This window comes from Symbiobacterium ostreiconchae, from assembly GCF_055396975.1.
Genome location: NZ_AP042454.1, coordinates 1,386,321 through 1,411,043 on the forward strand (window position 1 = coordinate 1,386,321; position 24,723 = coordinate 1,411,043).

General features: G+C 68.7%; 18 protein-coding genes and 1 other annotated feature. Of the genes, 13 read left to right on the forward strand and 5 right to left on the reverse strand.

The features are described from left to right. Window positions 1-32: 32 nt before the first annotated feature. The 10 genes from ACZ5UM_RS06955 to ACZ5UM_RS07000 all read left to right on the forward strand — a co-directional run bounded on the left by ACZ5UM_RS06955 (window position 33) and on the right by ACZ5UM_RS07000 (window position 13,932). Entirely contained in the window at window positions 33-2,693 is a 2,661-nt protein-coding gene (locus ACZ5UM_RS06955) for a transglycosylase domain-containing protein (RefSeq protein WP_464847767.1), read from the forward strand. A 100-nt stretch (window positions 2,694-2,793) separates the two neighbouring features. Further along, the gene (locus ACZ5UM_RS06960) at window positions 2,794-4,176 is read left to right on the forward strand and encodes a sigma-54 interaction domain-containing protein (protein ID WP_464847770.1); all 1,383 of its coding nucleotides are present in this window, start codon (window positions 2,794-2,796) and stop codon (window positions 4,174-4,176) included. 156 nt (window positions 4,177-4,332) lie between these two features. Continuing rightward, window positions 4,333-5,697, forward strand: coding sequence for a tryptophanase (locus tag ACZ5UM_RS06965; protein WP_464847771.1), 1,365 nt, complete (start codon window positions 4,333-4,335; stop codon window positions 5,695-5,697). A gap of 149 nt (window positions 5,698-5,846) precedes the next feature. Beyond that, window positions 5,847-7,211: a tryptophanase gene (locus ACZ5UM_RS06970; RefSeq protein ID WP_464847772.1), complete on the forward strand. Its 1,365-nt coding sequence runs from the start codon at window positions 5,847-5,849 to the stop codon at window positions 7,209-7,211. A gap of 100 nt (window positions 7,212-7,311) precedes the next feature. Next, a complete protein-coding gene (locus ACZ5UM_RS06975) occupies window positions 7,312-8,817 on the forward strand; it encodes a sodium-dependent transporter (RefSeq protein ID WP_464847773.1) in 1,506 nt (501 codons plus the stop codon). A gap of 2 nt (window positions 8,818-8,819) precedes the next feature. After that, window positions 8,820-8,957 (forward strand): MetS family NSS transporter small subunit, encoded by a 138-nt coding sequence (locus ACZ5UM_RS06980; protein WP_464847775.1) that lies wholly within the window; start codon window positions 8,820-8,822, stop codon window positions 8,955-8,957. A 66-nt stretch (window positions 8,958-9,023) separates the two neighbouring features. Further along, window positions 9,024-9,261: a binding site (T-box leader), on the forward strand. A 62-nt stretch (window positions 9,262-9,323) separates the two neighbouring features. Next, the gene (gene leuS / locus ACZ5UM_RS06985) at window positions 9,324-11,906 is read left to right on the forward strand and encodes a leucine--tRNA ligase (RefSeq protein ID WP_464847776.1); all 2,583 of its coding nucleotides are present in this window, start codon (window positions 9,324-9,326) and stop codon (window positions 11,904-11,906) included. A gap of 49 nt (window positions 11,907-11,955) precedes the next feature. Then, entirely contained in the window at window positions 11,956-12,474 is a 519-nt protein-coding gene (locus ACZ5UM_RS06990; protein ID WP_464847779.1) for an N-acetyltransferase family protein, read from the forward strand. A gap of 184 nt (window positions 12,475-12,658) precedes the next feature. Further along, on the forward strand, window positions 12,659-13,018 hold the full coding sequence (locus tag ACZ5UM_RS06995) for a tautomerase family protein (RefSeq protein ID WP_464847780.1): 360 nt from the start codon (window positions 12,659-12,661) through the stop codon (window positions 13,016-13,018). A gap of 29 nt (window positions 13,019-13,047) precedes the next feature. Further along, window positions 13,048-13,932 (forward strand): fumarylacetoacetate hydrolase family protein, encoded by an 885-nt coding sequence (locus tag ACZ5UM_RS07000; RefSeq protein ID WP_464847782.1) that lies wholly within the window; start codon window positions 13,048-13,050, stop codon window positions 13,930-13,932. 53 nt (window positions 13,933-13,985) lie between these two features. Here ACZ5UM_RS07000 and ACZ5UM_RS07005 read toward each other — a convergent pair whose 3' ends face one another. Both ACZ5UM_RS07005 and ACZ5UM_RS07010 read right to left on the reverse strand, forming a co-directional pair. Beyond that, complete coding sequence (locus tag ACZ5UM_RS07005) at window positions 13,986-15,743, reverse strand: ABC transporter ATP-binding protein (RefSeq protein WP_464847783.1); 1,758 nt, start codon at window positions 15,741-15,743, stop codon at window positions 13,986-13,988. Further along, a complete protein-coding gene (locus tag ACZ5UM_RS07010; protein ID WP_464847784.1) occupies window positions 15,743-17,485 on the reverse strand; it encodes an ABC transporter ATP-binding protein in 1,743 nt (580 codons plus the stop codon). The genes ACZ5UM_RS07005 and ACZ5UM_RS07010 overlap by 1 nt, the downstream gene beginning before the upstream one ends. Window positions 17,486-17,781: 296 nt before the next feature. Between ACZ5UM_RS07010 and ACZ5UM_RS07015 the strand changes: the two genes are divergently transcribed. The 3 genes from ACZ5UM_RS07015 (at window position 17,782) to ACZ5UM_RS07025 (ending at window position 21,458) form a co-directional block, all read left to right on the forward strand. Then, window positions 17,782-19,872 carry a nitric-oxide reductase large subunit gene (locus tag ACZ5UM_RS07015; RefSeq protein WP_464847785.1) on the forward strand — a complete coding sequence of 697 codons (2,091 nt, stop codon included), beginning with the start codon at window positions 17,782-17,784 and terminating at the stop codon, window positions 19,870-19,872. 62 nt (window positions 19,873-19,934) lie between these two features. Beyond that, window positions 19,935-20,624 (forward strand): BON domain-containing protein, encoded by a 690-nt coding sequence (locus ACZ5UM_RS07020; protein WP_464847786.1) that lies wholly within the window; start codon window positions 19,935-19,937, stop codon window positions 20,622-20,624. A gap of 102 nt (window positions 20,625-20,726) precedes the next feature. After that, window positions 20,727-21,458 carry a helix-hairpin-helix domain-containing protein gene (locus ACZ5UM_RS07025; protein ID WP_464847787.1) on the forward strand — a complete coding sequence of 244 codons (732 nt, stop codon included), beginning with the start codon at window positions 20,727-20,729 and terminating at the stop codon, window positions 21,456-21,458. A 20-nt stretch (window positions 21,459-21,478) separates the two neighbouring features. On the opposite strand, the gene ACZ5UM_RS07030 is transcribed toward ACZ5UM_RS07025, so the two are convergent. The 3 genes from ACZ5UM_RS07030 to ACZ5UM_RS07040 all read right to left on the reverse strand — a co-directional run bounded on the left by ACZ5UM_RS07030 (window position 21,479) and on the right by ACZ5UM_RS07040 (window position 24,720). Then, entirely contained in the window at window positions 21,479-21,805 is a 327-nt protein-coding gene (locus ACZ5UM_RS07030) for an AzlD domain-containing protein (RefSeq protein ID WP_464848304.1), read from the reverse strand. After that, window positions 21,805-22,509: an AzlC family ABC transporter permease gene (locus ACZ5UM_RS07035; RefSeq protein WP_464847789.1), complete on the reverse strand. Its 705-nt coding sequence runs from the start codon at window positions 22,507-22,509 to the stop codon at window positions 21,805-21,807. Before ACZ5UM_RS07035 ends, ACZ5UM_RS07030 begins: the two co-directional genes overlap by 1 nt. 321 nt (window positions 22,510-22,830) lie before the next feature. Beyond that, window positions 22,831-24,720 carry an FtsX-like permease family protein gene (locus ACZ5UM_RS07040; protein ID WP_464847790.1) on the reverse strand — a complete coding sequence of 630 codons (1,890 nt, stop codon included), beginning with the start codon at window positions 24,718-24,720 and terminating at the stop codon, window positions 22,831-22,833. Window positions 24,721-24,723: the final 3 nt, after the last annotated feature.

Here is a 24,723-nt window from a genome sequence, read left to right on the forward strand (position 1 = left end):
CCAGGCGATGAAGCGGAAAGGGGCGGAGGAAGATGCGGCGGGCATGGCGTTACGTCCTTTTCACCGTTCTGGCGCTCTCTGTGCTTTCCGCAGCCGGCGTCGCCGTATTCGTCGCGCAGACCATCGCCGCCGCGCCCGACCTGAGCGAGATCAACTGGGCGACCAGCACGGTCATCTACGACCGGGAGGGGAACGAGGTCTACCGCCTCCACGGCGGCGAGAACCGCATCCCGGTCCGGCTGAGCCAGATCCCGGAGCACGTGCGGAACGCCTTCATCGCCGTGGAGGACCCGCGCTTCCGCTCCCACTTCGGCGTGGACCCCCGCGGCCTCGCCCGCGCCGCCTGGCGCACGGGCCTGTACCTGCTGGGCCTGCCCGGCGGCCGGGTGGAGGGCGGCTCCACCATCAGCCAGCAGCTGGCCCGCAGCGGCTGGCTCACCCAGGAGGTGACCCTCCGGCGGAAGCTGCAGGAGGCCTGGATCGCCATCCAGCTGGAGCGGAAGTTCTCGAAGGACCAGATCCTGGAGATGTACCTCAACCAGATCTACTTCGGCCAGGGCGCGTACGGCATCCAGGCGGCCGCCGAGACCTTCTTCGGCAAGGACGTGAGCGAGCTGAACATCGCCGAGGCGGCCCAGCTGGCGGGTATGGTCAACGGGCCTTCCATCTACGACCCGTACGTGGACATGGAGGCGTCGCTGGCGCGGCGGGCGGTGGTGCTGGACGCGATGCTGCGGGAGGGCGTGATCACCGAGGCCCAGCACGAGGAGGCGATGGCCTTCCGGCCGACCCTGGCCAATACCTTCGAAGGCGAGGCGGACCGGCAGGAGGGCAACGACTTCATCGACTACGTCATCAGCATCCTCACCGACGCGCAGCCCGGCCTGGCAGAGCGCTACGGAATCCGGCTGGAGGATCCGCAGTCAGTCGCCCGGGCAGGGCTCAGAGTGTACACCACGCTCGACCCGCGGCTGCAGGCGCTGGCGGAGCAGGCGATCGTCGAGCAGATGGCGGCCGCGGACGAGGCGTACGGCATCCCGGCGGAGGGGCCGCGCCCCGAGGCCGCGGCGGTGGTGATGAACCCCCGCACGGGCGAGGTGCTGGCGCTGGTGGGAGGCCGCACCCGGGAGGGTATGCTGGAGTTCAACCGGGCGACCGACGCGCTGCGGCAGCCGGGCTCGGCCATCAAGCCCATCGTGGCCTACCTGCCGGCGCTGGAGGCCGGGCTGTCGCCCGCGACCATCCTGGACGACGCGCCCGTGCGGCTATCCAACGACGGCACCACGGTGTGGCCCCAGAACTTCGATTTCCGGTACCACGGGCTGAAGCCCGCCCGCTGGGGCGTGGAGCAGTCGGTCAACCCGATGGCCGTCCGGGCCATGCAGTTCGGCGGCGGGCCGTGGGAGGGGGCCGACCTCGCCCGGCGGATGGGGCTGACGACGATCCTGCCGGAGGACGAAAACCTGGCCCTGGCCCTGGGGGGCATCGAGAAGGGCGTGACCGTGCTGGACCTCACGGCGGCCTTTGGCGTGATCGCCAACATGGGGGTGAAGGTGGATCCGGTGGTCATCACCCGGATCGTCGACCGCACCGGCGAGGTCCTGTTCGAGGCGCGCCCCCGGGAGGAGCAGGTGGTGCGCCCCGGGGCCGCGTACCTGATGATTGACATGATGAAGGGCGTCATCCGCCGGGGCACGGCCTACGCCTTCACGGGGGGGTTCCGCGGGTGGCCCGCGGCGGGCAAGACCGGCACGACCGAGGAGAACCGCGACGCCTGGTTCATCGGCTTCACGCCGGAACTGGTCACCGGCGTCTGGACCGGCTACGACAACCCGGACAACCACCTGCCCTGGACCGGGGCGTACGTGCCGGTACAGATCTGGAACCGCATCATGACCCAGGCCGTCACCGAGCCTCCGGAGGACTGGCCCCGCCCGGCGGACGTGGTGACCGTCACGGTCTGCCGGCTCACGGGTATGCTGCCCGATGACAACTGTCCGCCCGACCAGGTGGTGCCGGAGCTGTTCCTGGCGGGGCACGAGCCCGCGACCAGCGGCAACCTGCTGGTCAAGGCGAAGGCGGTGCAGGTCACCGTGCCGGCGAAGGACGGACGGCCGGCGTACACGCAGTGGCAGCTGTGGCAGCCGGGGTGCGCGGGCACGCCGGTGGAGCGTCTGTTCATCCGGCGGCCGGAGCCGCTGGTGCGCCACCCCACCGATCCGTGGAATCCCCGGTACATCCCGGCCGACGCGGCGGACGAACTGCCCACGGTCACCTGCGAGCCCAGCCAGCAGCGCCAGCCCCGCACATTCTGGAACTGGCTGACGCCGCTGGGCGAGTGGCTGTCGCCGTCCGACTGGCCGGAGGGCGACGAGGCCGGCGGCTCCGCCGGCGAGGAGCCATCGGACGCCGGGGAGGATCCGGGCGCCGGAGCGGTTCCGCCGGCCGGCGAGACCCCCGGCCGCGATGAGGCCCGGGACGGCGATGGGGTCCGGGATGACGATGAGGCCGGGGACGGCGATGAGGTCCGGGACGGTGACGAGGTCCGGGACGACGGTGGGACACCGGATGACGGCGAGGCCCGGGACGGCGACCCGGGGCCGGGCAGCGTGGAGGCGCTGGCTCCGGAGCCCGGTGGCGTGCTGCACATCTACGACGCCCGCGACGGCGCGGAACGATGGGCGGGCGACTGAGCAATCGGAACGGACGGGTATGAAGGAACCCCCGCACTGTGCACAGAAGTCACCTTCTGGCGGCCCTGCGGCCGAGCAGCGGACGCCGGGGGGGACAGGGATGGACAGCGTGTTCCGGCGCTACGCGATCCAGGTGCTGGACAGCCTGCACGACGGCGTGGTCGCCGTCGACGGCGCGGGCTTCGTCGTCTATGCCAACGAGGCGAACACCCGCATCACCGGGCTGGCCCGGGAGCAGGTGATCGGCCGCCACGTCAGCGAGGTCGTGCCCAACTCGCACATCCTGGACGTGCTCGCCACGCGGAAGCCCCTGGTCGGCGTCCAGACCCGGGTCTTCGACCACGTGGTGGTCTCCAACATCGTCCCGGTGTACGACCGCGGGCAGATGGTGGGCGTGGTGTCGGTGTTCCGGGACATCACCGAGGTTCTGGCGCTTTCCCGGCAGCTGGACGAGGCGCGCAACACGATCGACCTGCTGCGGGAGAGCCTGGCGCCCGTGCCCCTCGCCGAAGACGGCGTCATCATCGGGCAGAGCCCGGCTGCGCAGCGCATGTACCTCACCGCCTGCAAGGCGGCCACCGTGGACTCGCCGGTGCTCATCGAGGGCGAGAGCGGAACGGGCAAGGAGGTCATGGCCCGTCTCATCCACAACCGCAGCGCGCGCAAAGCGCAGCCGCTGATCGCCGTCAACTGCGCGGCAATTCCGGGTCCGCTGCTGGAGAGCGAGCTCTTCGGATATGAGGAAGGAGCCTTCACGGGTTCCCGCAAGGGCGGGCGGCCAGGGCTCTTCCAGCTGGCCGACGGCGGAACCCTGTTCCTGGACGAGATCGGCGACATGGACCCGGGGCTCCAGGCCAAGCTCCTGCGTGCCCTGCAGAGCGGCGAGATCCGGCGGGTGGGCGGCACCACCGTCCAGAAGGTGAACGTGCGCATCATCTCGGCCACCAACCAGAACCTGGCGCAGCTGGTGCGGGAGAAGCGCTTCCGGGAGGATCTGTACTACCGGCTGCGGGTCATCCGCCTGGCCCTGCCGCCCCTCCGGGAGCGGCGCGCCGACCTGCCCCTGTTCCTGGAGCACGCCGTGCGCCGGGTGTGCGACCGGCTCGGGCGTCCCGCCGCCCGCTTTACCCCGGCCGCGCTGCGTGTGCTGATGGCTTACCCGTTCCCCGGCAACATCCGGGAGCTGGAGAATGTGGTAGAGCAGGCGGTGGTGCTGGCGGAGGGCGACGTCATCGACGTCGGCGACCTGCCGCCGGACGTGGTCGGTGCCGATGCGCCGTCCCCGCCGCAGGAGGCGCGTCCTCCGCGGGACTTCCTGGATCTCACGGACCCCGCCGGCTTTCCCACCCTGGAGGAGGTGGAGCGCCGGGTGCTGGAGGCGGGGCTGCGCGCCTTCGACTCGAAGGCCGAACTGGCCCGCCACCTGGGGCTCTCGCGGGCGACGCTGTACCGGAAGCTGGCCAGATACGGGTTGGATGGATGAGTGTATCAAGGTGAAACATATCGAGACAGCGTGCGTCTCATATCGATACACATCGGGGCCGGGAGAGACCTCCCGGCCCTCTTTCTGCCGTTGGTATGATCCTTGCTCGGAAAAAGGGCGGACGCGCATTCGCCATGAAGGAGGAGGAATCGAATCATGCCAAAGGGCGAACCCTTTAAGATCAAGATGGTGGAACCGATCCGGCTCATCCCCCGGGAGGACCGGGAGGCGGCGATCAAGGCCGCGCACTACAATCCCTTCCTGCTCCGGTCGTCCGATGTGTACATCGACCTGCTCACCGACTCGGGCACCGGCGCGATGAGCCACTTCCAGTGGTCCGCGATGATGCTGGGCGACGAGTCCTACGCCGGCGCCAGCAGTTACTACAAGCTGAAGGAGACGGTCACGGACATCACCGGGTACGAGTACGTCATCCCGACCCACCAGGGCCGCGGCGCCGAGAAGAGCGCGTTTGCCCAGCTGATCACCCGTCCCGGCATGTACGTGCTCTCCAACATGTTCTTCGACACCACCCGCGGCCACGTGCAGCTGGCCGGCGGCCGCCCCGTCGACCTGCTCCTGGACGTTCCCACGGACGAGTTCCATCCGTTCAAGGGCAACATGGACACCGAGAAGCTGGAGAAGTTCATCCAGGAGCACGGCGCCGAGAACATCGCCTGCATCGTCATGACCGTCACCAACAACTCGGCCGGCGGCCAGCCCGTCTCCATGGCCAACATCCGCGAGACGTCCCGGATCGCGAAGAAGTACGGCCTGCTGGTGCTCTTTGACGTGGCCCGGTACGCGGAGAACTGCCACTTCATCCGCATGCGCGAGGAGGGCTACGCGGACAAGGCGCCCATCGACATCGCACGCGAGATGTTCTCCTACGGCGACGGGCTCATGATGAGCGCCAAGAAGGACGCGCTGGTGAACATCGGCGGCCTGCTGGCCTTCCGGGATGAGGAGCTGTACACCCGGGTGGGCGGCGTGGTCGTGCCCTTCGAGGGGTTCCTGACCTACGGCGGCCTGGCGGGCCGGGACCTGGAGGCGATGGCGGTGGGCCTCCGGGAGGCGCTGGACCCGGACTACCTGGCGTACCGGGTCGGGCAGGTGCAGTACCTGGGCGAGCTGCTCCGGAACGCCGGCATTCCGATTCAGTGGCCCGTGGGCGGCCACGCGGTGTTCATCGACGCGGCGAAGTTCCTGCCGCACATCCCGTGGGACCAGTTCCCCGGCCACGCCCTGACGGTGGCGCTCTACCTGGAGGGCGGTGTGCGCACCGTGGAGGTGGGCTCGCTGATGATGGGCCGGGACCCGGAGACCGGCGAGAACGTGCGGAGCCCGTTCGAGTTCACCCGCCTGGCGATTCCGCGCCGGGTCTACACGAACCAGCACATGGAAGACGTGGCCGAGGCGGTGGTGAACGCCTACCAGCGGCGTGAGCAGATCCGCGGCGTGAAGTTCACCCGGGAGCCCAAGGTGCTGCGCCACTTCACGGCGCACTTCGATCTGGTCTGACCAGGCTGAGGCGCGGCCTGGCCGCGCCGGCCGCGCCCGAATTTGCAGAAGTTGACACAGCGGCAGAAGGGCTCGCCCGACATAAGGGCACCCCGCATGTTCCATCCTATGACTGGATACCGGTCCACACTGTCAAAGGAGGAGTTCACGTGCCTAAGGGCGAGCCCTTCAAGATCAAGATGGTGGAACCGATCCGGCTCATCCCCCGGGAGGACCGGGAGCGGGCGCTGAGGGAAGCGCACTACAATCCGTTCTTCCTGCGCTCGTCCGACGTGTACATCGACTTGCTCACCGACTCGGGCACCGGTGCGATGAGCCACTTCCAGTGGTCCGCGATGATGCTGGGCGACGAGTCCTACGCCGGCGCCAGCAGTTACTACAAGCTGAAGGAGACGGTCACGGACATCACCGGGTACGAGTACGTCATCCCGACCCACCAGGGCCGCGGCGCAGAGAAGGTCGCCTTCTCCCAGCTGATCACCCGTCCCGGCATGTACGTGCTCTCCAACATGTTCTTCGACACCACCCGCGGCCACGTGCAGCTGGCCGGCGGCCGCCCCGTCGACCTGCTCCTGGACGTTCCCACGGAAGAGTTCCATCCGTTCAAGGGCAACATGGACACCGAGAAGCTGGAGAAGTTCATCCAGGAGCACGGCGCCGAGAACATCGCCTGCATCGTCATGACCGTCACCAACAACTCGGCCGGCGGCCAGCCCGTCTCCATGGCCAACATCCGCGAGACGTACCAGATCGCCAGGAAGTACGGTGTGCTGGTGCTCTTCGACGTGGCCCGGTACGCCGAGAACTGCCACTTCATCCGCATGCGCGAGGAAGGCTACGCGGACAAGGCGCCCATCGACATCGCACGCGAGATGTTCTCCTACGGCGACGGGCTCATGATGAGCGCCAAGAAGGATGCGCTGGTGAACATCGGCGGCCTGCTGGCCTTCCGGGACGAGGAGCTGTTCACCAAGGTCGGCGCGGCGGTGGTGCCCTTCGAGGGGTTCCTGACCTACGGCGGCCTGGCGGGCCGGGACCTGGAGGCGATGGCGGTGGGCCTCCGGGAGGCGCTGGACCCGGACTACCTGGCGTACCGGGTCGGGCAGGTGCAGTACCTGGGCGAGATGCTCCGGAGCGCCGGCGTCCCGATCCAGTGGCCCGTGGGCGGCCACGCGGTCTTCATCGACGCGGCCAGGTTCCTGCCCCACATCCCGTGGGACCAGTTCCCGGGTCATGCGCTGACCCTGGCGCTCTACCTGGAGGGCGGCGTGCGCGCGGTGGAGGTCGGTTCGCTGATGATCGGCCGGGACCCGGAAACCGGCGAGAACGTGCGCGGACCGTTCGAGTTCACCCGCCTGGCGATCCCGCGCCGGGTCTACACGAACCAGCACATGGAAGACGTGGCCGAGACCGTGGTGAACGCCTACAAGAAGCGCGAGGAGATCCGCGGCGTCAAGTTCGCCCGGGAGCCCAAGGTGCTCCGCCACTTTACGGCGTGGTTCGATCCGGCGTAGCCCCGGGTTTCAAGTGTCGTTTGCACGTGCGGCCCCGGCTGTTCCCGCGTGAGTCGGGGCCGTACAAGCTCACTTGCTGAGACAGAGGAGGCCGCATCACATGGAGGAACGGCGAGACCAGTGGACATCCCGATCTGGCTTCATCTTCGCCACGATCGGCGCTGCCGTGGGACTGGGGAACTTCTGGCGTTTCCCGTTCATGGCGTACCAGAACGGCGGCGGGGCGTTTCTGCTGCCGTACTTCGTGGCGCTGCTGACTGCAGGCGTGCCGCTCATGATCCTGGAGTTCGGCTTCGGCCACAAAATGCGCGGCGCCGCCATTACCGCGTTCAAGCAGCTGAGCCGCAAGTACGAGTGGATCGGCTGGTGGCAGATCACCGTCCCCGTCGTGGTGGTCACGTTCTACAGTGTCATTATCTCCTGGTCGCTGCGCTACCTGATCTTCAGCTTCACGCAGGCATGGGGCGAGGACCCGGGGACCTTCTTCGCCGGCGACTTCCTGGGGATCACCTCCGGCCCGCTGGAGCTGGGCGGGTTGCGCTGGGGCATCTTCGCTGCCGTCGCACTGATCTGGCTCGCCAACTACTACATCTCCTCACGGGGCATCTCCGGCGGCATCGAGAAGGCCTGCAAGATCATGACGCCGTTCCTGGTCATCGCCATGATCATCTTCGTCATCCGGGGCATCACGCTGCCGGGCGCCACTTACGGCCTCAACTTCTTCCTCAACCCGGACTTCAGCAAGATCATGGACCCGGGCGTCTGGGTGGCCGCGTACAGCCAGGTCTTCTTCTCGACGACCCTGGCCGTGGGCGTGATGATCGCCTACTCCAGCTACCTGCCCGAGGACTCGGACCTCGCCAACAACGCTTTCATCACCGTCTTCTCGAACTCGTCCTTCGACCTCATGGCGGGGTTTGCGGTCTTCTCCACCCTGGGCTACGCCGCCCTGAAGGCCGGCGTGCCGTTTGAGGAGATGGCCGTGGCGGGCCCCGGCGTGGCGTTCGTCGCCTTCCCGAAGGCCATCTCGATGCTGCCCGGCCCCTTCTGGCTCCAGTCGCTGTTCGGCGTGCTCTTCTTCGCGGCGCTGCTCCTGGCCGGCATCTCGTCCTCCATTTCGATGATGGAGTCGTTCGCCTCCGCCGTCATCGACCGGTTCGGCGTGGACCGCCGGAAGCTGCTGGGCTGGTTCTCCATCATCGGCTTCCTCTTCAGCTCCCTCTTCGCCACCGGCGCCGGCGTGCACATCCTGGACATCGTCGACCACTTCGTGGGCAGCTACGCCATCGCCGTTCTCGGCCTGGTGGAGGCCATCGTGCTGGGCTACGTCATGGGCACCGCCCGCATCCGGGAGCACGTGAACCTCACCTCCGACATCCGGGTCGGCATGTGGTGGGACGTGCTGGTCAAGTACGTCACCCCGGTGCTCCTGGGCTACAACATCCTCTCTAACTTCGTCAGCGAGTTCCGGGAGCCCTACGCCGGCTATCCGACCGGCGCCCTGGTCCTCTTCGGCTGGACGGTGGCCATTGCCATGTTCACCTTCTCCCAGGTGATGCAGTGGCGCTCGCAGCAGCTTGACCTGACCGGCAAGGGGGTGGGCTAACCATGCCGCAGACAGGCCTCCTGCCCGGTTCCCTGGCCATGCTGGTTTTCGGCATCCTGCTGCTCTGGGGCGGGCTCGCGTTCTTCATCACCACCGCGCTGCGGGCCGAACAGGCGCGGGCCGCCCAGAGGAAGAAGTAGCATTCGCAGGTTTTTCTTGACTTCCGCCTCTGGCCTTGCGATAATAGAGGACGATTCACACAAGCGTCAGAGGCCATGACGGGGAGCAGTAGCCGGTTCGACGCTTCCAGAGAGCCGCCGGGCGGTGCGAGGCGGCAGCGGCCGGACGGCGAACCTCGCCCCTGAGCCGTACGGGTGAACCCCTGAAGCCGACTTCAGGGCCGCAGCCCGTGCCGGGAACGGCCCGTTACAGCCGCCAGAGGCGGGCCCGGTGCGCCGGGCCAAGCAGGGTGGTACCGCGGGAGCAATGGCTCTCGTCCCTTCACAGGGGACGGGAGCCTTCCAGTTTTTCAGCCCCGTCTGAGGCAGAGGAGGTCCAGCTGCAACATGGCAGAGGAACGCTTCGATTTCCGTGAGGCAGAACCCCGGTGGCAGCGCCGGTGGGAGGAGCAGGACATCTACCGGGTCGAGCGCGACCCGAGCCGGCCGAAGTACTACGCGCTGGCGATGTTCCCGTACCCGTCCGGCAAGCTGCACATGGGCCACGTGCGCAACTACACCATCGTCGACGTCATCGCCCGCTACCGGCGGATGAAGGGGTACAACGTGCTGCACCCCATGGGGTTCGACTCCTTCGGCATGCCGGCGGAGAACGCGGCCATCCAGCACGGCGCCAACCCGGCGGTGTGGACCCGGGAGAACATCGCCGAGATGACGGCGCAGCTGAAGCAGCTGGGGTACTCCTACGACTGGTCCCGGGCGGTCTACACCTACCGGGAGGACTACTACAAGTGGACCCAGTGGCTCTTCCTGCAGTTCTACAAGCGGGGGCTGGCCTACAAGAAGACCGCTCCGGTCAACTGGTGCCCCTCCTGCCAGACCGTGCTGGCCAACGAGCAGGTGGAGGACGGCCGGTGCTGGCGCTGTGATTCCGAGGTCACCAAGAAGGACCTGTCCCAGTGGTTCTTCCGGATCACCCAGTACGCGGACGAACTGCTGGATGACCTGAAGCTGCTGGAGGGCGGCTGGCCGGACCAGGTCCGCGTCATGCAGCACAACTGGATTGGCCGCTCTGAGGGCGCGCGGGTCGAGTTCACCCTGGAGGCCACCGGCGACAAGATTCCCATCTTCACCACCCGTCCCGACACGATCTACGGCGTCACCTTTATGGTCGTCGCGCCGGAGCACCCGGTGGTGGAGAAGATCTGCACCTCCGGCCTGATTCCGGAGGAGCGGGTGGCCGCCATCCGGGCGTTCCAGGAGAAAATGAAGCACCTGACCGAGATCGCCCGCACCTCCACGGAGGCGGAGAAGGAGGGCCTCTACACCGGCCTCGATGTCACCAACCCGTTCAACGGGGACAAGGTGCAGCTCTGGATCGCCAACTACGTGCTGATGGATTACGGCACCGGCGCCGTGATGGGCGTGCCGGCCCACGACCAGCGGGACTTCGAGTTCGCGCGCAAGTACGGGCTGCCGGTCAAGGTGGTCATCCAGAACCCGGAGCACACCCTGAAGGCCGAGGAGATGACCGAGGCCTACGTGGACCCCGGCATCATGGTGAACTCCGGCCCCTTCGACGGCACCCCGAACCTGGAGGGCATCCCGAAGGTGATCGCCTACGCCGAGCAGCAGGGCTTCGGCCAGAAGACCGTCACGTACCGGCTGCGGGACTGGCTGATCAGCCGCCAGCGGGCCTGGGGCGCCCCGATCCCCATCGTCTACTGCGAGCAGTGCGGTACGGTTCCCGTGCCGGAGAGCGAGCTGCCGGTTCGGCTGCCGGAGGACCTGGACTTCACCGGTCTGGGCGCCTCGCCGCTGGCCCGCCACGAGGGGTTCGTGAACACCACCTGCCCGCAGTGCGGCGGCCCCGCCCGGCGGGAGACCGACACGATGGACACCTTCGTCTGCTCCTCCTGGTACTTCCTGCGCTACACCGACGCGCGCAACCCCGAGAAGGCGTGGAACCCGGAGGACGCGGACTACTGGATGCCGGTGGACCAGTACGTCGGCGGCGTCGAGCACGCCGTGCTCCACCTGCTCTACTCCCGGTTCTTCACCAAGGTCCTGCGGGACATGGGGCTGGTGAAGGTCGACGAGCCCTTCGCCCGGCTGCTGACCCAGGGCATGGTGCTGAAGGACGGCGCCAAGATGTCCAAGTCCAAGGGCAACACCGTCTCCCCCGAGGAGATGATCGCCAGGTACGGCGCCGACGCCGTCCGGCTGTTCGTCATGTTCGCGGCGCCGCCCGAGCGTGATCTGGACTGGTCGGACGCCGGGATCGAGGGCGCGTACCGGTTCGTCAACCGCTTCTACCGCATGGTCGTCTCCGCCCTGCCCGCCTACCGGCACGCGCGGAGCCTGCTGCCGGTCAACCCGTCCGACCCGGCGTCGCTGGCCGGCGCCCTCACCGAGGCGGAGATCGCCGAGGGGCTGGCCAAGGCCGCTCCGAACCTCACGCCGGCGGACCGCGAGCTGAGGCGGGTCATCCACGCCACGGTCAAGCGCATCACGGCCGACCTGCACGACCGGTTCGCGTTCAACACCGCGATCTCCGGCCTGATGGAGATGACCAACGCCATCTACGCTTACCGGGAGAAGCAGCACGCGGAGCAGAACACCAGCGCGCTGGTGCTGGCCGAGGCGGTGCAGAAGGCGGTGCTCATCATCGCCCCGTTCTGCCCGCACCTCGCCGAAGAGCTCTGGTCGAGGCTGGGCCACCCGCGGTCGATTCACCTGGAGCCGTGGCCGGCCTACGACGAGGAGGTCGCCAAGGCCGAGACCGTGGAGATCGTCGTGCAGATCAACGGCCGGGTGCGCGACCGGATGGAGGTGCCGGCAGGCATCAGCGCCGCCGAGATGGAGGCGGTGGCCCGGGCCTCCGAGAAGGTGCAGGCCCTGATCGCCGGCAAGCAGGTGGTCAAGGTGATCCCGGTGCCCGGCAAGCTGGTCAACATCGTGGTGAAATAGCGGATGCAGCGTGTGAGGTCTGACCGCGCAAACGGGAGGAGGGTGCGAAGTGGTCTATCGGGTTCGCCATGCCGAGCCGGCCGACGCGTCGGCGATCGCAGCCGTCGCCCGGGAGACGTGGGCGGAGACCTATCGCGGCATCATTCCGGAGGAGATTCAGCGGGCCGTGCTGCCCCAGTGGTACGCGGAGGACCGGCTGGCCCGAGCCGCCGCGAACCTGCAGAGCGCCTTCTTCGTCGCTGTGACCGGGTCCGGGGAGGTGGTCGGCTTTGCCCAGGCGGGGCACCGGCAGGAGGCCGGGGACGCCGAGCTCTGGCGGTTCTACGTGCTGCCCGCCCACCAGCGGCAGGGGATCGGACGGAGGCTGCTGCAGGCCTGTCTGGAGGCGCTGCAGGCCAGCGCACCAGTTTCCCGGCTCTTCGTGCAGGTGGAGGCCGAAAACCAGATCGGGCGGCGCACCTACGAGGCGCTGGGGTTCCGGTACGTCCGCGAGTACCCGGACGAGCTCATGGGCCACGTCACGCAGATGTGCGAGATGTGCCTGGGTGTGGGCGGACAGGCGGGCTGAAGCAGGACGGCTGCGCACCGCCGGCGAGCGCTATGGCCTGGGCGGGCTGCGCTGTGCGCTGGCGGACAGGGGCGGCGGGGAGGTCGCGGCCTGACGGCGGTCGAATCACAGAGAAGGCGGTATCGGCCGCGGGCCGGTTCCCCGCGGCCGATACCAGCTGTACGGAGAGAGGAGCGATCGCCCCATGCCGTTCGTTACCATTGACCACTTCATCGGCCCGGCCCCGGAGCTCCGGCGCCAGCTGCAGCAGCGGGTGGCGCAGGTCGTCGTCGAGACGCTGGGCGCGCCGCCCGAGAACGTGCGCGTGTTCACCCGCGCCTTTGCCCCCGAGGATGCGTACCGGGGCGACGGCGACGCGGCCGCTGCCCTGCCCATGATCCGGGTCGAGATGATGTCCGGCCGTACCTTGGAGATGAAGCGCCGGCTGATGGTGGCCCTGGCTCGGGCGGTGGCCGAGGCGCTGGGCGCCGATGTGGCTGACATCCGGACGGTCATCTACGAGAACGAGCCGCACCACTTCTGCTTCGGGGAGACGCCCCGCTAGGCCCGGCGCAGGAACAGGGGGAATTACCGATGAAGCTTGTGACCTATCGCTCCCCTGAAGGCCTGGCGCTGGGGATCAGGACGGAGCAGGGCATACTCGACGTCGCCGCCGCCTGCCGGCGCCTGGGCCGCCAGGGCGCCCCCGATACGGTCGACGAGGCGATGACGATGGGGCTCGCCGCCCTGGAACCGCTGGCCCGCCTCGTCGCCCGCGCGGAGGCGCACGCCGACCTGTTTCTGGACGAGTCGGCAGTCAGGCTGGGCCCGCCGGTGCCCCGGCCGGGGAAGATCATCTGTATCGGCCTGAACTACCGCGCCCACGCGGCGGAGGCCGACATGGCAGTGCCGGCCCACCCGGTCCTGTTCTCCAAGTTCACCAACGCCATCGCCGGCCCGGGAGATCCGGTGGTCCTGCCGGGCGTCGCCGAGCAGTACGACTACGAGGCCGAACTGGTGGTGGTGATGGGCCGCCGGGCGCGGCACGTGGCCGCTGAGGCCGCCCTGGACTGCGTGCTGGGCTATTGCAACGGCAACGACCTGAGCGCCCGGGACCTGCAGATGCGCACCAGCCAGTGGCTCCTGGGCAAGTCGCTGGATGGGTTCCTGCCCATCGGGCCGTACCTGGTGACCCGGGACGAGGTGCCCGATCCGCAGAACCTCCGCATCCGGCTCTGGCGCAACGGGGCGCTCAGGCAGGACGGCCACACCCGCAACATGCTCTTCCCGGTGGCCGAGCTCATCGCGTACATCAGCCGGTACATGACGCTGGAGCCGGGGGACATCATCGCCACCGGCACCCCGGAGGGGGTCATCATGGGCCTGCCGGAGAAAGACTGGCTCAGGCCCGGCGACCGGGTCGCCGTCGAAATCGACGGCCTGGGGCGGCTGGAGAACTCGCTCGTGGCCGGCGACTGACTGTGTGTCGGCAAGCGAATCGGGGCCTGCGCAGCGCAGGCCCCGATTCAGCTTTAGCCGTCCTCGGCCTCCGGTGCGACGGCGGCCCACAGCTCCCGCATGACCGGCGAAGTCTCCAGAAGCTGTGACAGCGGCCCCGCGGCAACCAGCCGCCCCTCATCCAGAAGCAGGATCTGGTCGGCCTGCTCCAGGGCGGCCCGCCGATTCGAAACACAGAGCACGGTCGCCCCGCGCCGGGCGAAGAGGCGGCGCCAGAGTTCCGCCTCCGTCTCGTTGTCCAGGGCGGAGGAGATGTCGTCCAGCACCAGGAGCTCCGGCCGGCGGGCGAACATCCGGGCGGCGGCCGTGCGCTGCACCTGACCTCCCGAGAGCTTCAGTCCCCGGGAGCCGACCTGCGTGTCGAGCCCCTGGGGAAACTCGGCCAGGTCCGGCTCCAACACGGCAGCCGCGACGGCCTCTTCCAGGTCTACGGCGCTTTCGTCGAGCCCCATCAGGATGTTCTCGCGCACCGTCCCGGAGAAGATGCGGGGCACCTGCGGGGTGTACGCGGTCCGCGGCGGCGTGAAGAAGGCCGCGGGATCCGATACCCGCCGCCCGTTCCAGCGGATCTCGCCGGCCGCGGCCGGGAGGAGGCCCAGCAGCGCCCGCACCAGGGTGGTCTTGCCGGAGCCGATCCGGCCGGTGATGACGGTGAACGACCCCCGGGTGAGGGAGAAGGAGACGTCCTCGATCCCCCGCCCGGTCTCGGGGTGGCGGTAGGTGAGGCCGGCCACGTCGAGCCGCTCCAGGGTGTCTTCCGCGCGGCGGGCCGGCGCCGGGTCAGGGGGCAGGGCTTCCGCAAAGCGGAGGTCCCTCCGGGCAACCAGCGCTTCATCGCCGCCGGCCAGCTCCGCCATGCGGGCCTGGTAGACCCCCATCGCCCGGAGCTGGGCGAGCGATTCGGTGAGGCCCCACATCTGCCAGCCCAGGATCTGGAGAAGCATCTGGAAGAGGGCAAACTGTCCCGGCGTGAACTGTCCGCGGGCCAGGAGGGGGGCGGCGGCCAGGATGATCAGCCCCATGCCCGCGTAGAAGCCGTTCTCCGCGAGGGCCCAGAGCAGCCCCCACTGCAGCCGCTCTTTCAGGCTCACATCCTCACGGGCGCGGTTGATCTCCCGGAACCGGCGCAGCGCGCCGGGCACTGCGCCGGCCGCCTGCAGCACCGCCACAGCGCTGAAGACCTCCCCCAGGTAGCCCGTCACGGCCTCGGTTCGCTCCATCACCTGGTCGCGGTAGGTGACGATGTTCTGGTGAAGCCGCCGCATGGCCAGGAAGATCCCGGCGATCACCACGGCGCCGAGCAGGGCCAGCAGTGGCTGGATCGTGGCGAGGTAGGCGAAGGTGCCCAGCGCGGCGCCGACGCGCACCGCGGCGAAGGGGAAGCGGTTCATCTGGAAGCTGGACTCCTCGACGTCGTCGCGGAAGCGGGTGACCGCCTCCCCGGGGGTGACCGGCAGGGGCAGCGCTCCCGGCCGCCGGTAGATGCCCAGCAGCATGTTGACCCGCAGCAGGGTGGTGGTGAAGCGGTCCGCGAGGGTGACGCCCACCTGCCAGATGAAGTCGCAGAGCTGGGCGAGCACGTTGGCCGCCAGGAAGGCGACGGCGTAGAGCAGGGGCTCGGACGAGCCCCCCGGCAGGGCGTCGAAGAACCGCGAGGACATCACCGCCCCGATGGCGGTCAGCGCCAGGTCCAGGCTGAAGCCGGCGGCGGTGAGCAGCGCGGCGGGCAGCATCATGCGGTAGAGCCGCCGGACGAAGACATATCCGCTCATCAGGCCAGCACCTCCGCACGTCCCGCCCGGCGCAGCCGGTTGTAGTGGGAGCGGGGATCGTGCGCGAGGTCACGTCTCGGACCCCACTCCAGCATCTCGCCCTGCTCCAGGACGAGGATCTGATCTGCCCGCTCCACCGTCGTCAGCCGGTGCGCGATGATGATGGCCGTGCGGCCGGCCAGCAGATGGTCCACCGCTGACTGCAGGAGGGCCTCCGTGACCGGATCGATGCGCGCGGTGAACTCATCGAGGATGATGAGGCCCGGGTTGCGCAGCGCCAGGCGCACCAGCGCGAGCAGCTGCGCCTCGCCGGCAGACAGGCCGTCTCCGGCAGGACCGATCCGGGTGTCCAGCCCCTCCTCGAAGCGCTCGGTGAACCACCGGGTGAGCCCCAGGCCGGCCACGGCCGCCCAGATCTGCGCGTCGGTCATGTCCGGATTGAACAGCGCCAGGTTGTCCCGCAGGCTGCCGCCGAAGAGGCCCACCTCCTGCGTGATCAGGCCGATGCGGCTGCGCAGCGCGTCGAGCGGCACGTGGCGGATATCCACGCCGCCCAGCCGGACGGCTCCCTCCTGCGGGTCATAGAAGCGGCAGAGCAGCCGGATCAGGCTGGACTTGCCGCTGCCGGTGCGGCCCAGAATGCCCAGCGTCTGCCCGGGCTCCAGGTGAAAGGAGAGGTTGCGGAGCACCGGACGCCCTTCCTCGTACTGGAAACAGACCCGGTCCAGCGTCACCGAGAGCGGGCCCTCGGGCAGGGCGCCGCCGGCGCCGTCGGTGATCGCCGGTTCCACGGCCTGCAGTTCCACCAGCCGTCCCAGGGCCGCACGGGCCCGCTGCAGCTCGTCCATCTGCTCCCGGATGGTGGTGATCGGCTCGTTGAGGAGGTCGGCGTAGAAGAAGAGCATCATGGCGGTGCCGAGCGAGAGGGCGCCGTCGCGGTACAGGAAAAAGGCCAGGACGAGCATCGCAAACTGGCTGAGCATCCACGCATCGACCGTGACGTTGGAGGCGGCCGACTCCAGGAAGCGGGCGCGCCGGCGGAGCCGCCAGTGCCGGGCCGACAGGGAGACGATTCCCCGCACGACGTAGTCCGCGGCCCCCAGCGCCTTCACCTCCTCCCGGCCGGCGATGCGCTCCTCCACGAAGGACATCATCTCGGTGGAGGAGGCCCGGATGCCCGACCAGGCCTTCACCGTCAGGGAGGAGACGCTGAGCACCGCCGCGCCGCTGAGGAGGAAGGAGCCCAGCCCCACCAGGCCCGGGACCCACCCCTCCAGAAAGAGGAAGAGCAGCACGCCCGCGATGAGCAGCAGCGAGGTCACCACCTGGGCGACGAACTGGGAGAAGAAGCCGGCCAGGGTGGTGACGTCGCCGTCGATCCGCTCGATGAGCTCGCCGGGGGTGTGCGCTTTGTGAAAGGCGATGTCCAGGCCGAGCACGTGCCGGGCCAGGTCGAGCCGCAGCGCGTTGGTGGCGGCCCAGGCGATGCGTTCCGAGAGCAGGGTCGCGCCGATGCGGAGCGCCTGGATGAGCAGTGCCCCGGCCAGGAAGAGGCCGGCGGTGCGGAGGAGCGTGGGCAGCGCTTCGCCTGCCAGCGCCTGGTCGACCAGCGAGCGCAGGAGCTGGGGGAACAGCAGCCGGAGGCCGGTCGCGCCGAGCATGAGGGAGATGAGCAGGACCAGGCCGGCAAGCTGAGGCTTCAGGTACGTGGAGAGGAAGCGGATTGCCCCGGTCTTGGACATGAAAAAACAGGCCCCTTTCGGCTGGTTGTGATGGCGGAGGAACTCCTGCCTGCTCACCAGCAGACCCGGCCTGTGCAGAGGGAAACGCTGAGCCCGTGGTCACGATGAGCAGGCCAACAGGGGGGTCAGCAGCAGCGTCACTGTGATCGCCTCCTTAAGATGCCGGAATTGGGTGGCGGCTTGATTCTAAGCGCCGCTCCTGACCCGGTCAACCGGGCTGTTCAAGTTGGCTCGTTTTTTCCGATTTTCCGCAGGGCCTGTGACAGCAGGGGGCGGCCCTTCTGCGGCAGGGGCGGGTGCATCGCCCGTGCGGCGGGCCGGAGGTCGGCAGCGTCTGGGGCTACGGCGCCTACGTGGCCCCGGACTGGACGGCCGACTGGCTCCATCGGGAGGCCGTGTGGATCCTGGACACGTGGGCGCAGGCGGAGTACGGGAAGAAATACGACGATCTCGGCGCCGAGCCGAAGGCGGCCCTGCGCGCCCGGCTCATGCAGGAGATGCGGACCAACACCTACGACCCGGACACGGGCGACCTGGTGGTTTCGCCCGTGCGGGCGGAGGCCATCCGGGCCGTGGCGGCGCACTACGACGGCCTCTTCGGCGACGAGCCGGCGCTGGCGGACCTGCGGGAAGCCTACGCCATCCGGGCCAACACCGTGCCCGATCCCGCCCGGCGGGCGAAGATGAGCAGCTTCTTCTTCTGGTCCGCCTGGGCCGCCACCACCAACCGGCCGGGGTCGGACGTGACCTACACCAACAACTGGCCGCCCGAGCACCTGGTGGGCAATCGGCCCACCGGCGAGGCCATCGTCTGGTCCGTGGTCAGCTTCGTGCTGCTGCTGGCCGGCGTGGGCGCGCTGGTCTGGTACTACGCGGCGCAGCGGCACCGGGCCGAGGGCGAGCTGCACGAGCCACCGGACGATGACCCGCTGCTCTCCGGCCTGAAGGTCACGCCGTCGATGCGGGCCACGGTGCCCTACTTCTGGATCGTCGCGGCCCTGGTCATGGTGCAGATCCTGATGGGTGTCATCACCGCCCACTACGGCGTGGAGGGCTCCGGCTTCTACGGAATCCCCCTGGACCGGTGGCTGCCCTATTCGCTGGCCCGCACGTGGCACACCCAGCTGGGCATCTTCTGGATCGCCACCTCCTGGCTGGCGACCGGCCTGTTCATGGCTCCTGCCGTATCGGGCCACGAGCCCCCGCTCCAGCGGTCGGGCGTGATCTTCCTGCTGGTCTGCCTGGTGATCATCGTCGCCGGCTCCATGGCCGGGCAGGCCGCGGCCGTGCAGCAGGGGCTCTCCCTGGAGACCAACTTCTGGTTCGGCCACCAGGGTCTCGAGTACGTGGACCTGGGCCGGTTCTGGCAGTGGTTCCTCTTCGTCGGCCTGTTCCTCTGGCTCTTCCTGATGCTCCGTGCCCTCCGGCCCGCCCTGCGCCGGCCCGGCGACCAGCGCCACCTGCTCCTGCTGTTCGTCCTCTCCTCGTTTGCGATCGCCCTCTTCTACGGGGCGGGGCTGATGTACGGCCGGCAGAGCCATTACGCCATGATCGAGTACTGGCGCTGGTGGGTGGTGCACCTCTGGGTGGAGGGCTTCTTCGAGGTCTTTGCCACCGTGGTCATCGCCTTCCTGTTCACCCGCCTGGGGCTTTTGCGTACCAGCACGGCCACGGCGACCGTGCTCTTCTCGACCATCGTCTTCCTGTCCGGCGGCATCATCGGCACCTTCCACCACCTGTACTTCACCGGCACCTCCATGGCCGTCATGGCCCTGGGCGCCGTCTTCAGCGCCCTGGAGGTGGTGCCCCTGGTGCTGATCGGGTTCGAGGGGTACGAGAACCTCACACTGAGCAGGTCCAAGCCCTGGGTGCGGGAATATCGCTGGCCGATCTACTTCTTCGTGGCCGTCGCCTTCTGGAACCTGGTGGGGGCCGGGCTGTTCGGCTTCTTCATCAACCCGCCCATCGCCCTCTACTACATGCAGGGGCTCAACACCACCCCGGTGCACGGCCACACGGCGCTCTTCGGCGTCTACGGGATGCTGGGCATGGCGCTCACCCTCTTCTGCCTGCGGGGCCTGACGGTCGGACAGCGCTGGAACGACCGGATCCTCGGCTTCGCGTTCTGGTGGATCAACGCGGGGCTGGCGCTCATGGTGTTGCTCAGCCTGCTCCCGCTGGGGCTCATGCAGGCTTGGGCCAGCGTGGAGCACGGCATGTGGTACGCCCGCTCGGCCGAGTCCATGCAGAGCAGCATCATGAACACCTTGCGCTGGCTGCGGATCGTGGGCGACACCATCTTCGCCCTGGGTTGCCTGGCCTTCGGCTGGTTCGTGGTGTCCACCCGGCCGAACGCGCCCCAGCGCATCGCCGCTTCGGGCGACTGACCCATACTGCCGGCGGCGCGGGGGCAGACTAGCCGTGGAGCCGCTGGGGGAGGAGAGTGTGAATGCCTGAGCAGAGGTTTGACCACGACGAGTACCTGGAGAAGGAAGTGAAGGACGCCCTCCTGGCGCAGACCGATTCCGCGGGGATCGACATCCAGGTGTCTGCCCGGGACGGCAGGGTGAGGCTGTCGGGGGTGGTGGACGCCCTGTCCCACAAGTCGGCCGCCGAGGAGATCGTGCGGAGGATCCCCGGCGTCCGCGGGATCGACAACGACATCACCGTCGCCGACGAGGAGATGCGCACGGACAGGGACCTGGAGGGCGCCGTCGCGTCCCGGCTGGCCGGCGTCCCCGAGTGCAGCCGCCTCGGGGCGCGCGTGGAGAAGGGCGTCGTCACCCTCATGGGCGAGGCGCGCACCTACGAGGAACTGGATGGCGCGGTGAGGCTGGTCGAGGGTGTCCCGGGGGTGAAGGAGGTCCGGTCGGACCGGGTGAAGGTGGGCATCGGCGAGGAGGAGGACGACGCCGACGTCTCCCGCACCGCCCTGCGCCTGCTGGCGCAGATGGGGTACGATCCCGACCAGTTCCAGGTGTACACCGCCGACGGCGTGCTGCACGTGAAGGGCATCGTGCCCGGGCGTGCGGACCGGACCCGCATCAAGACGGCGATGCGCGGCATCCGGGGCGTGGCGAAGTTGGAGGCGTTGCTCGTTTCCGAGGACGAGATGCTCCAGGACGACGAGGTGCACTGAGCGGAAACCCCGCCGGCTCGGCAGCTGGCGGGGTTTTTCCAAGAAATAGGAAGGAAAAATATGGGACTCCATCGAAACTCCCCGCTTCGGGGGGTGACGGTGTTGAGTTCCATCATTCCGTTCACGCCGGCGATGCGGATCGCCGTCGCCGCACTGCTGGCGCTCAGTGTCGTCGGGCTCGGCTGGCGCGCCCTTACCCTCTACCAGGCGGATCAGCGCGCCCTCAAGGCAGCGGCCTTCCTGGCCGAACTGGAGGCCGGGCAGGCGGGGGCGATGGCCGCAGGGACCGGTCCGGCTGAAGTGACGTTGGACGGGAGTTCATCTGCGCTGCCGGAGGATCTCCCGGCCAGCCAGGTGATCGTCCATGTGGAGGGCGCAGTGCACAGACCGGACGTCTACGCGCTCCCCGAAGGATCCCGGGTGAACGACGCGATCCTCGCGGCGGGCGGCCCGCTGCCGGATGCGGTTCCTGGCGTCCTGAACCTGGCGGCGCCGCTGGTGGACGGGGCGAAGATCTACGTCTATCGCAAATCCGAGCTGGAGCCGAACGCGCCCCAGCCGCCGAAAGCGCAGGGAGCGACCTACGCGCCGGTGACCAGCACGCTGGACGGGTCGGGCGGCGGATCGGGCGCCGCCGGCACGCAGCTGGTCAACATCAACACGGCCGGCCAGGCGGAGCTGGAGACCGTCCCGGGCATCGGCCCCGTCATCGCCCGGGCGATCATCGCCTACCGGACGGAGCACGGGCCGTTCCAGTCGGTCGACGACCTGATCGCGGTCTCGGGAATCGGGCCCAAGACGCTGGAGAAGATCCGGCCGTACGTGACGAGGTAAGCTTTGGGCGGTGAGAGGCCTCAGCCCAGCGTGCGCAACAGCGCCATCGCCGCGATGCCGGCCACCACGGTGCCCATCAGGCTCCGGGTCCAGATGGCTACGGCGAAGGCCGGGATGGCCGCCAGCAGGGCGGGGTTGCCCGGCGGCAGGGCCAGCTCTCCGCCGTCCAGCAGCAGGCCCTGGGCCAGGAGGGCCGAGAGCACCGCCGCGGGAATGAACTCCAGCCACCTGAGGAGCAGCGGCGGCATCTTGAAACGGCTCAGCACGACGATGGGCAGCATCCGGGGAAGGTACGTGACCAGGGCCATGCCCAGGAAAAGCAGCAGCACCTCGGTGCGGACGCTCATCAACGCAGCATCACCCCTACCGTGGCCGCGAGGACGGTGGCGACGATCACGCCCCAGCTGGGCTGGCCCATCAGCCCCATGGCCACGGCCGCGAACGCGGCCACCGCGGCGGCCGTCTGGCGCTTCCGCGCCCCCTCGCCCCGCAGGTTGGGCACCAGCAGGCCGATGAACATCGCCGACAGGGCGAAGTCGAGCCCCAGGGCTTCCTGGTTGGCCGCGATGCCCCCGGCCAGCGCCCCGGCGATCGAAGCCAGGACCCAGGTGCCCTGCGAGGTGATGTGCAGCCCCGCGACGAACTGCGGTCCGATGGGACGCCCGCGGAGCACGGAGGCGTTCACGGCGAAGGTCTCGTCGGTGATGCCGTAGGAGAGCAGGGCGTTGACCGCCGGGCGGTTCTGCCGGAAGGAGGGCAGGAGGGCGGTGCTGAGGAGGAGGTGCCGCAGGTTGACCAGGAAGGTGGTGGAGACGATGGCGGGAATCGCCGCGCCCGCGGCCAGCATTTCCACGCCGATGAACTGCGCGGAGCCGGCGTAGACCAGCAGCGACATCAGCCCCACCTCCGCGACGGAAAGCCCGGCCGTCTGGGCAAGGACGCCGAATGCGAAGCCGATGGGCAGGTAGCCCAGCACAATGGGCAGCGCGGCCCTGCTGCCCGCGGCAAAGGTGGACGGCGGCAGGCTGGGCAGCGTCTGCGTTGATGCCATATAGGGGACACCTCCGGGGACAGGTAAGTAACCCTATCTATTACACTTCAAAGGATTAAAATCCTACCTGCATTTGGTACGTTGGCGGCCGGTCTGACACGGTCCGTGCTCGCAGGGGAACCGGGCGAGAACGGTGAGAGGCGCATGCGCGGCCGGGCGGCCGGTGCGGGCGGTAGCAGGGGGATCGGCAGGGTCGGGGTAACGGGGTGCGTGAATGATTGGAGGAGGACGCGCGGCGCCGGGGCCCGGCTGGCGGCGCGGACGCCGACGACCCCCACCCGGCGCAAGGCGGGTGAGGGTCGTCGTGTTCTGCACAGGCCGTCAGCGGCCCGGGTGGGTCTCCAGGAGCGCCTCCAGATACCGGGAGCGCACCGGGAGGAAGAAGAGGGCCTGCAGGGCGGCATATATGGCGAGGACGACGAGGGAGAACGTGAAGATCGAGGTGGAGAGGAACGACTGGAGCATCACCAGGGCGAAGATGGCGTGGACCAGGGCACCGGCGAAGGGGATCAGGAACAGCAGCCCGAGCTGGGTCGTGATCACCCCGCGCGCCTCCTGGTCGGAAAGCCCCAGCTTGCGCAGGCTGCGGAGCTTGCGGGCGTCCTCCAGGCGGTCGTTGTAGAGACGGAAATAGATGAAACTGCCGGAGGCGAGGAAGAAGATCAGGCTGACGAATGCGCCGATCAGATAGATGAGCCGGTAGGTGACCCGGTCTTTCTGGTACCAGTCTGCTGCGGTCCGCAGCAGGAAGGCGCGGGGTCCCGGCGCGTGTTGTCCGTCGATGGCCTCCCGGATCGCCGCTGCCGCAGCCCCCGTGCTCATCCAGTCCGGCACGGCGTAGCCGTAGTACCATGCCGTCTTCAGGCGCCCGGCGAGCTCCCGGAAGGCCGCCTCGCTCACCACATAGAGCCGGTCAAACTGTCCCTCCGGGAAGATGTTCCGGGCGACCGCCCCCGTCACCCGGAACTCGGCGCCGGCGAGGTCCGCGGCTTCGCCGGATACGGTCACGCGCTCGTTGATGTAGACGGGGACTCGCAGCGCCTGCCCGTCGGGGACCTGCACGGGGGGTTCGCCCAGTACCGCGGCCATGCGGTTGTAGGACGCATCGGCGATTACGGCCGTGGTGATGCGTGCGCCGCGCCGATCGACGGCCAGGACCGGCTCGGAAACCTTGACGTAGGCGAAGCCGTGCTCACTGAGCAGCCGCTCGATGAGCGCCGTGTGCGCGTCCCTGGACGGGTCCGACGGGAGCGACTGGTAGCTGACGGCCACGGGGTAGCTCTTGGCGTACTCTTCGTCCAGCGTCTGGTAGACCGCGTGCACGGCCGCCATCGCGGTGATCGAAGCCGCCGTGATGATGGTGACCACGAAGAGGAGGCGTGCGTTATCCCGGATTCGGAAGCGGAGGTCGGTGAGCCACAGCAGGTTGGTCCGCCGGAAATAGAACCGGGGGAATGCCCTGGCCGCCTTCAGGAGATACACGCTGAGCTGCGTGTAGAAGAGGTAGGTTCCCAGCGTGACCAGCAGGGTGAGGACCAGGTAGTCGTAAGGGATCTCCAGCCGCAGAATGACGATCGTATAGGCGGCGCCCAGGAGCAGCAGCGCCAGGGCGGAGAGCAGGAACGAGGCCTTCGGCTCCGGCTGGGGCTTTCGGGCCCCCCGCAGCAGGTCGATGGCCCGCTGGGCCCCCACCAACGCCGGCGCCAGGCGGGCGATGCCGAGAAACAAGGCCGTGAAGCAGGCCACCGTCAGCAGCATCGCCGTCGTGGGCACGTAGAAGTGGAGCTCCGGCACCTCCAGGACGCGCTCCACGATCAGGAACAGGTACCTGGCGAAGATCAGGCCGACGGCCAGAGCGGTCCCGATGGCGAGGGCGCCGATCATCCCGTTCTCCAGCATGATGAGCCGGTTCAGCTGCCGGCGCGACGCGCCGAGCACCGTCAGGATGCCCAGCTCCCGGGAGCGGGCCCGCAGGAACCCGGCCACCGAGATCAGCACGAACAGCACGGCGAAGACGACGATTACGGCCTCGCCCGTCATCAGCAGCGACCGGACCGGCCCCGAGGAGAACTCCGTGGCCACCCGGGGATGGAAGTAGACCAGCGAGAAGAGGAAGAAGACCAGGACGGAGAACGCGCCGCTGAGGAAGTAGGCCAGGTAGGCCGGGAAGTTGCGGCGGACGCTGATCCAGGCGAACTGCGTGAAGGTCATGCG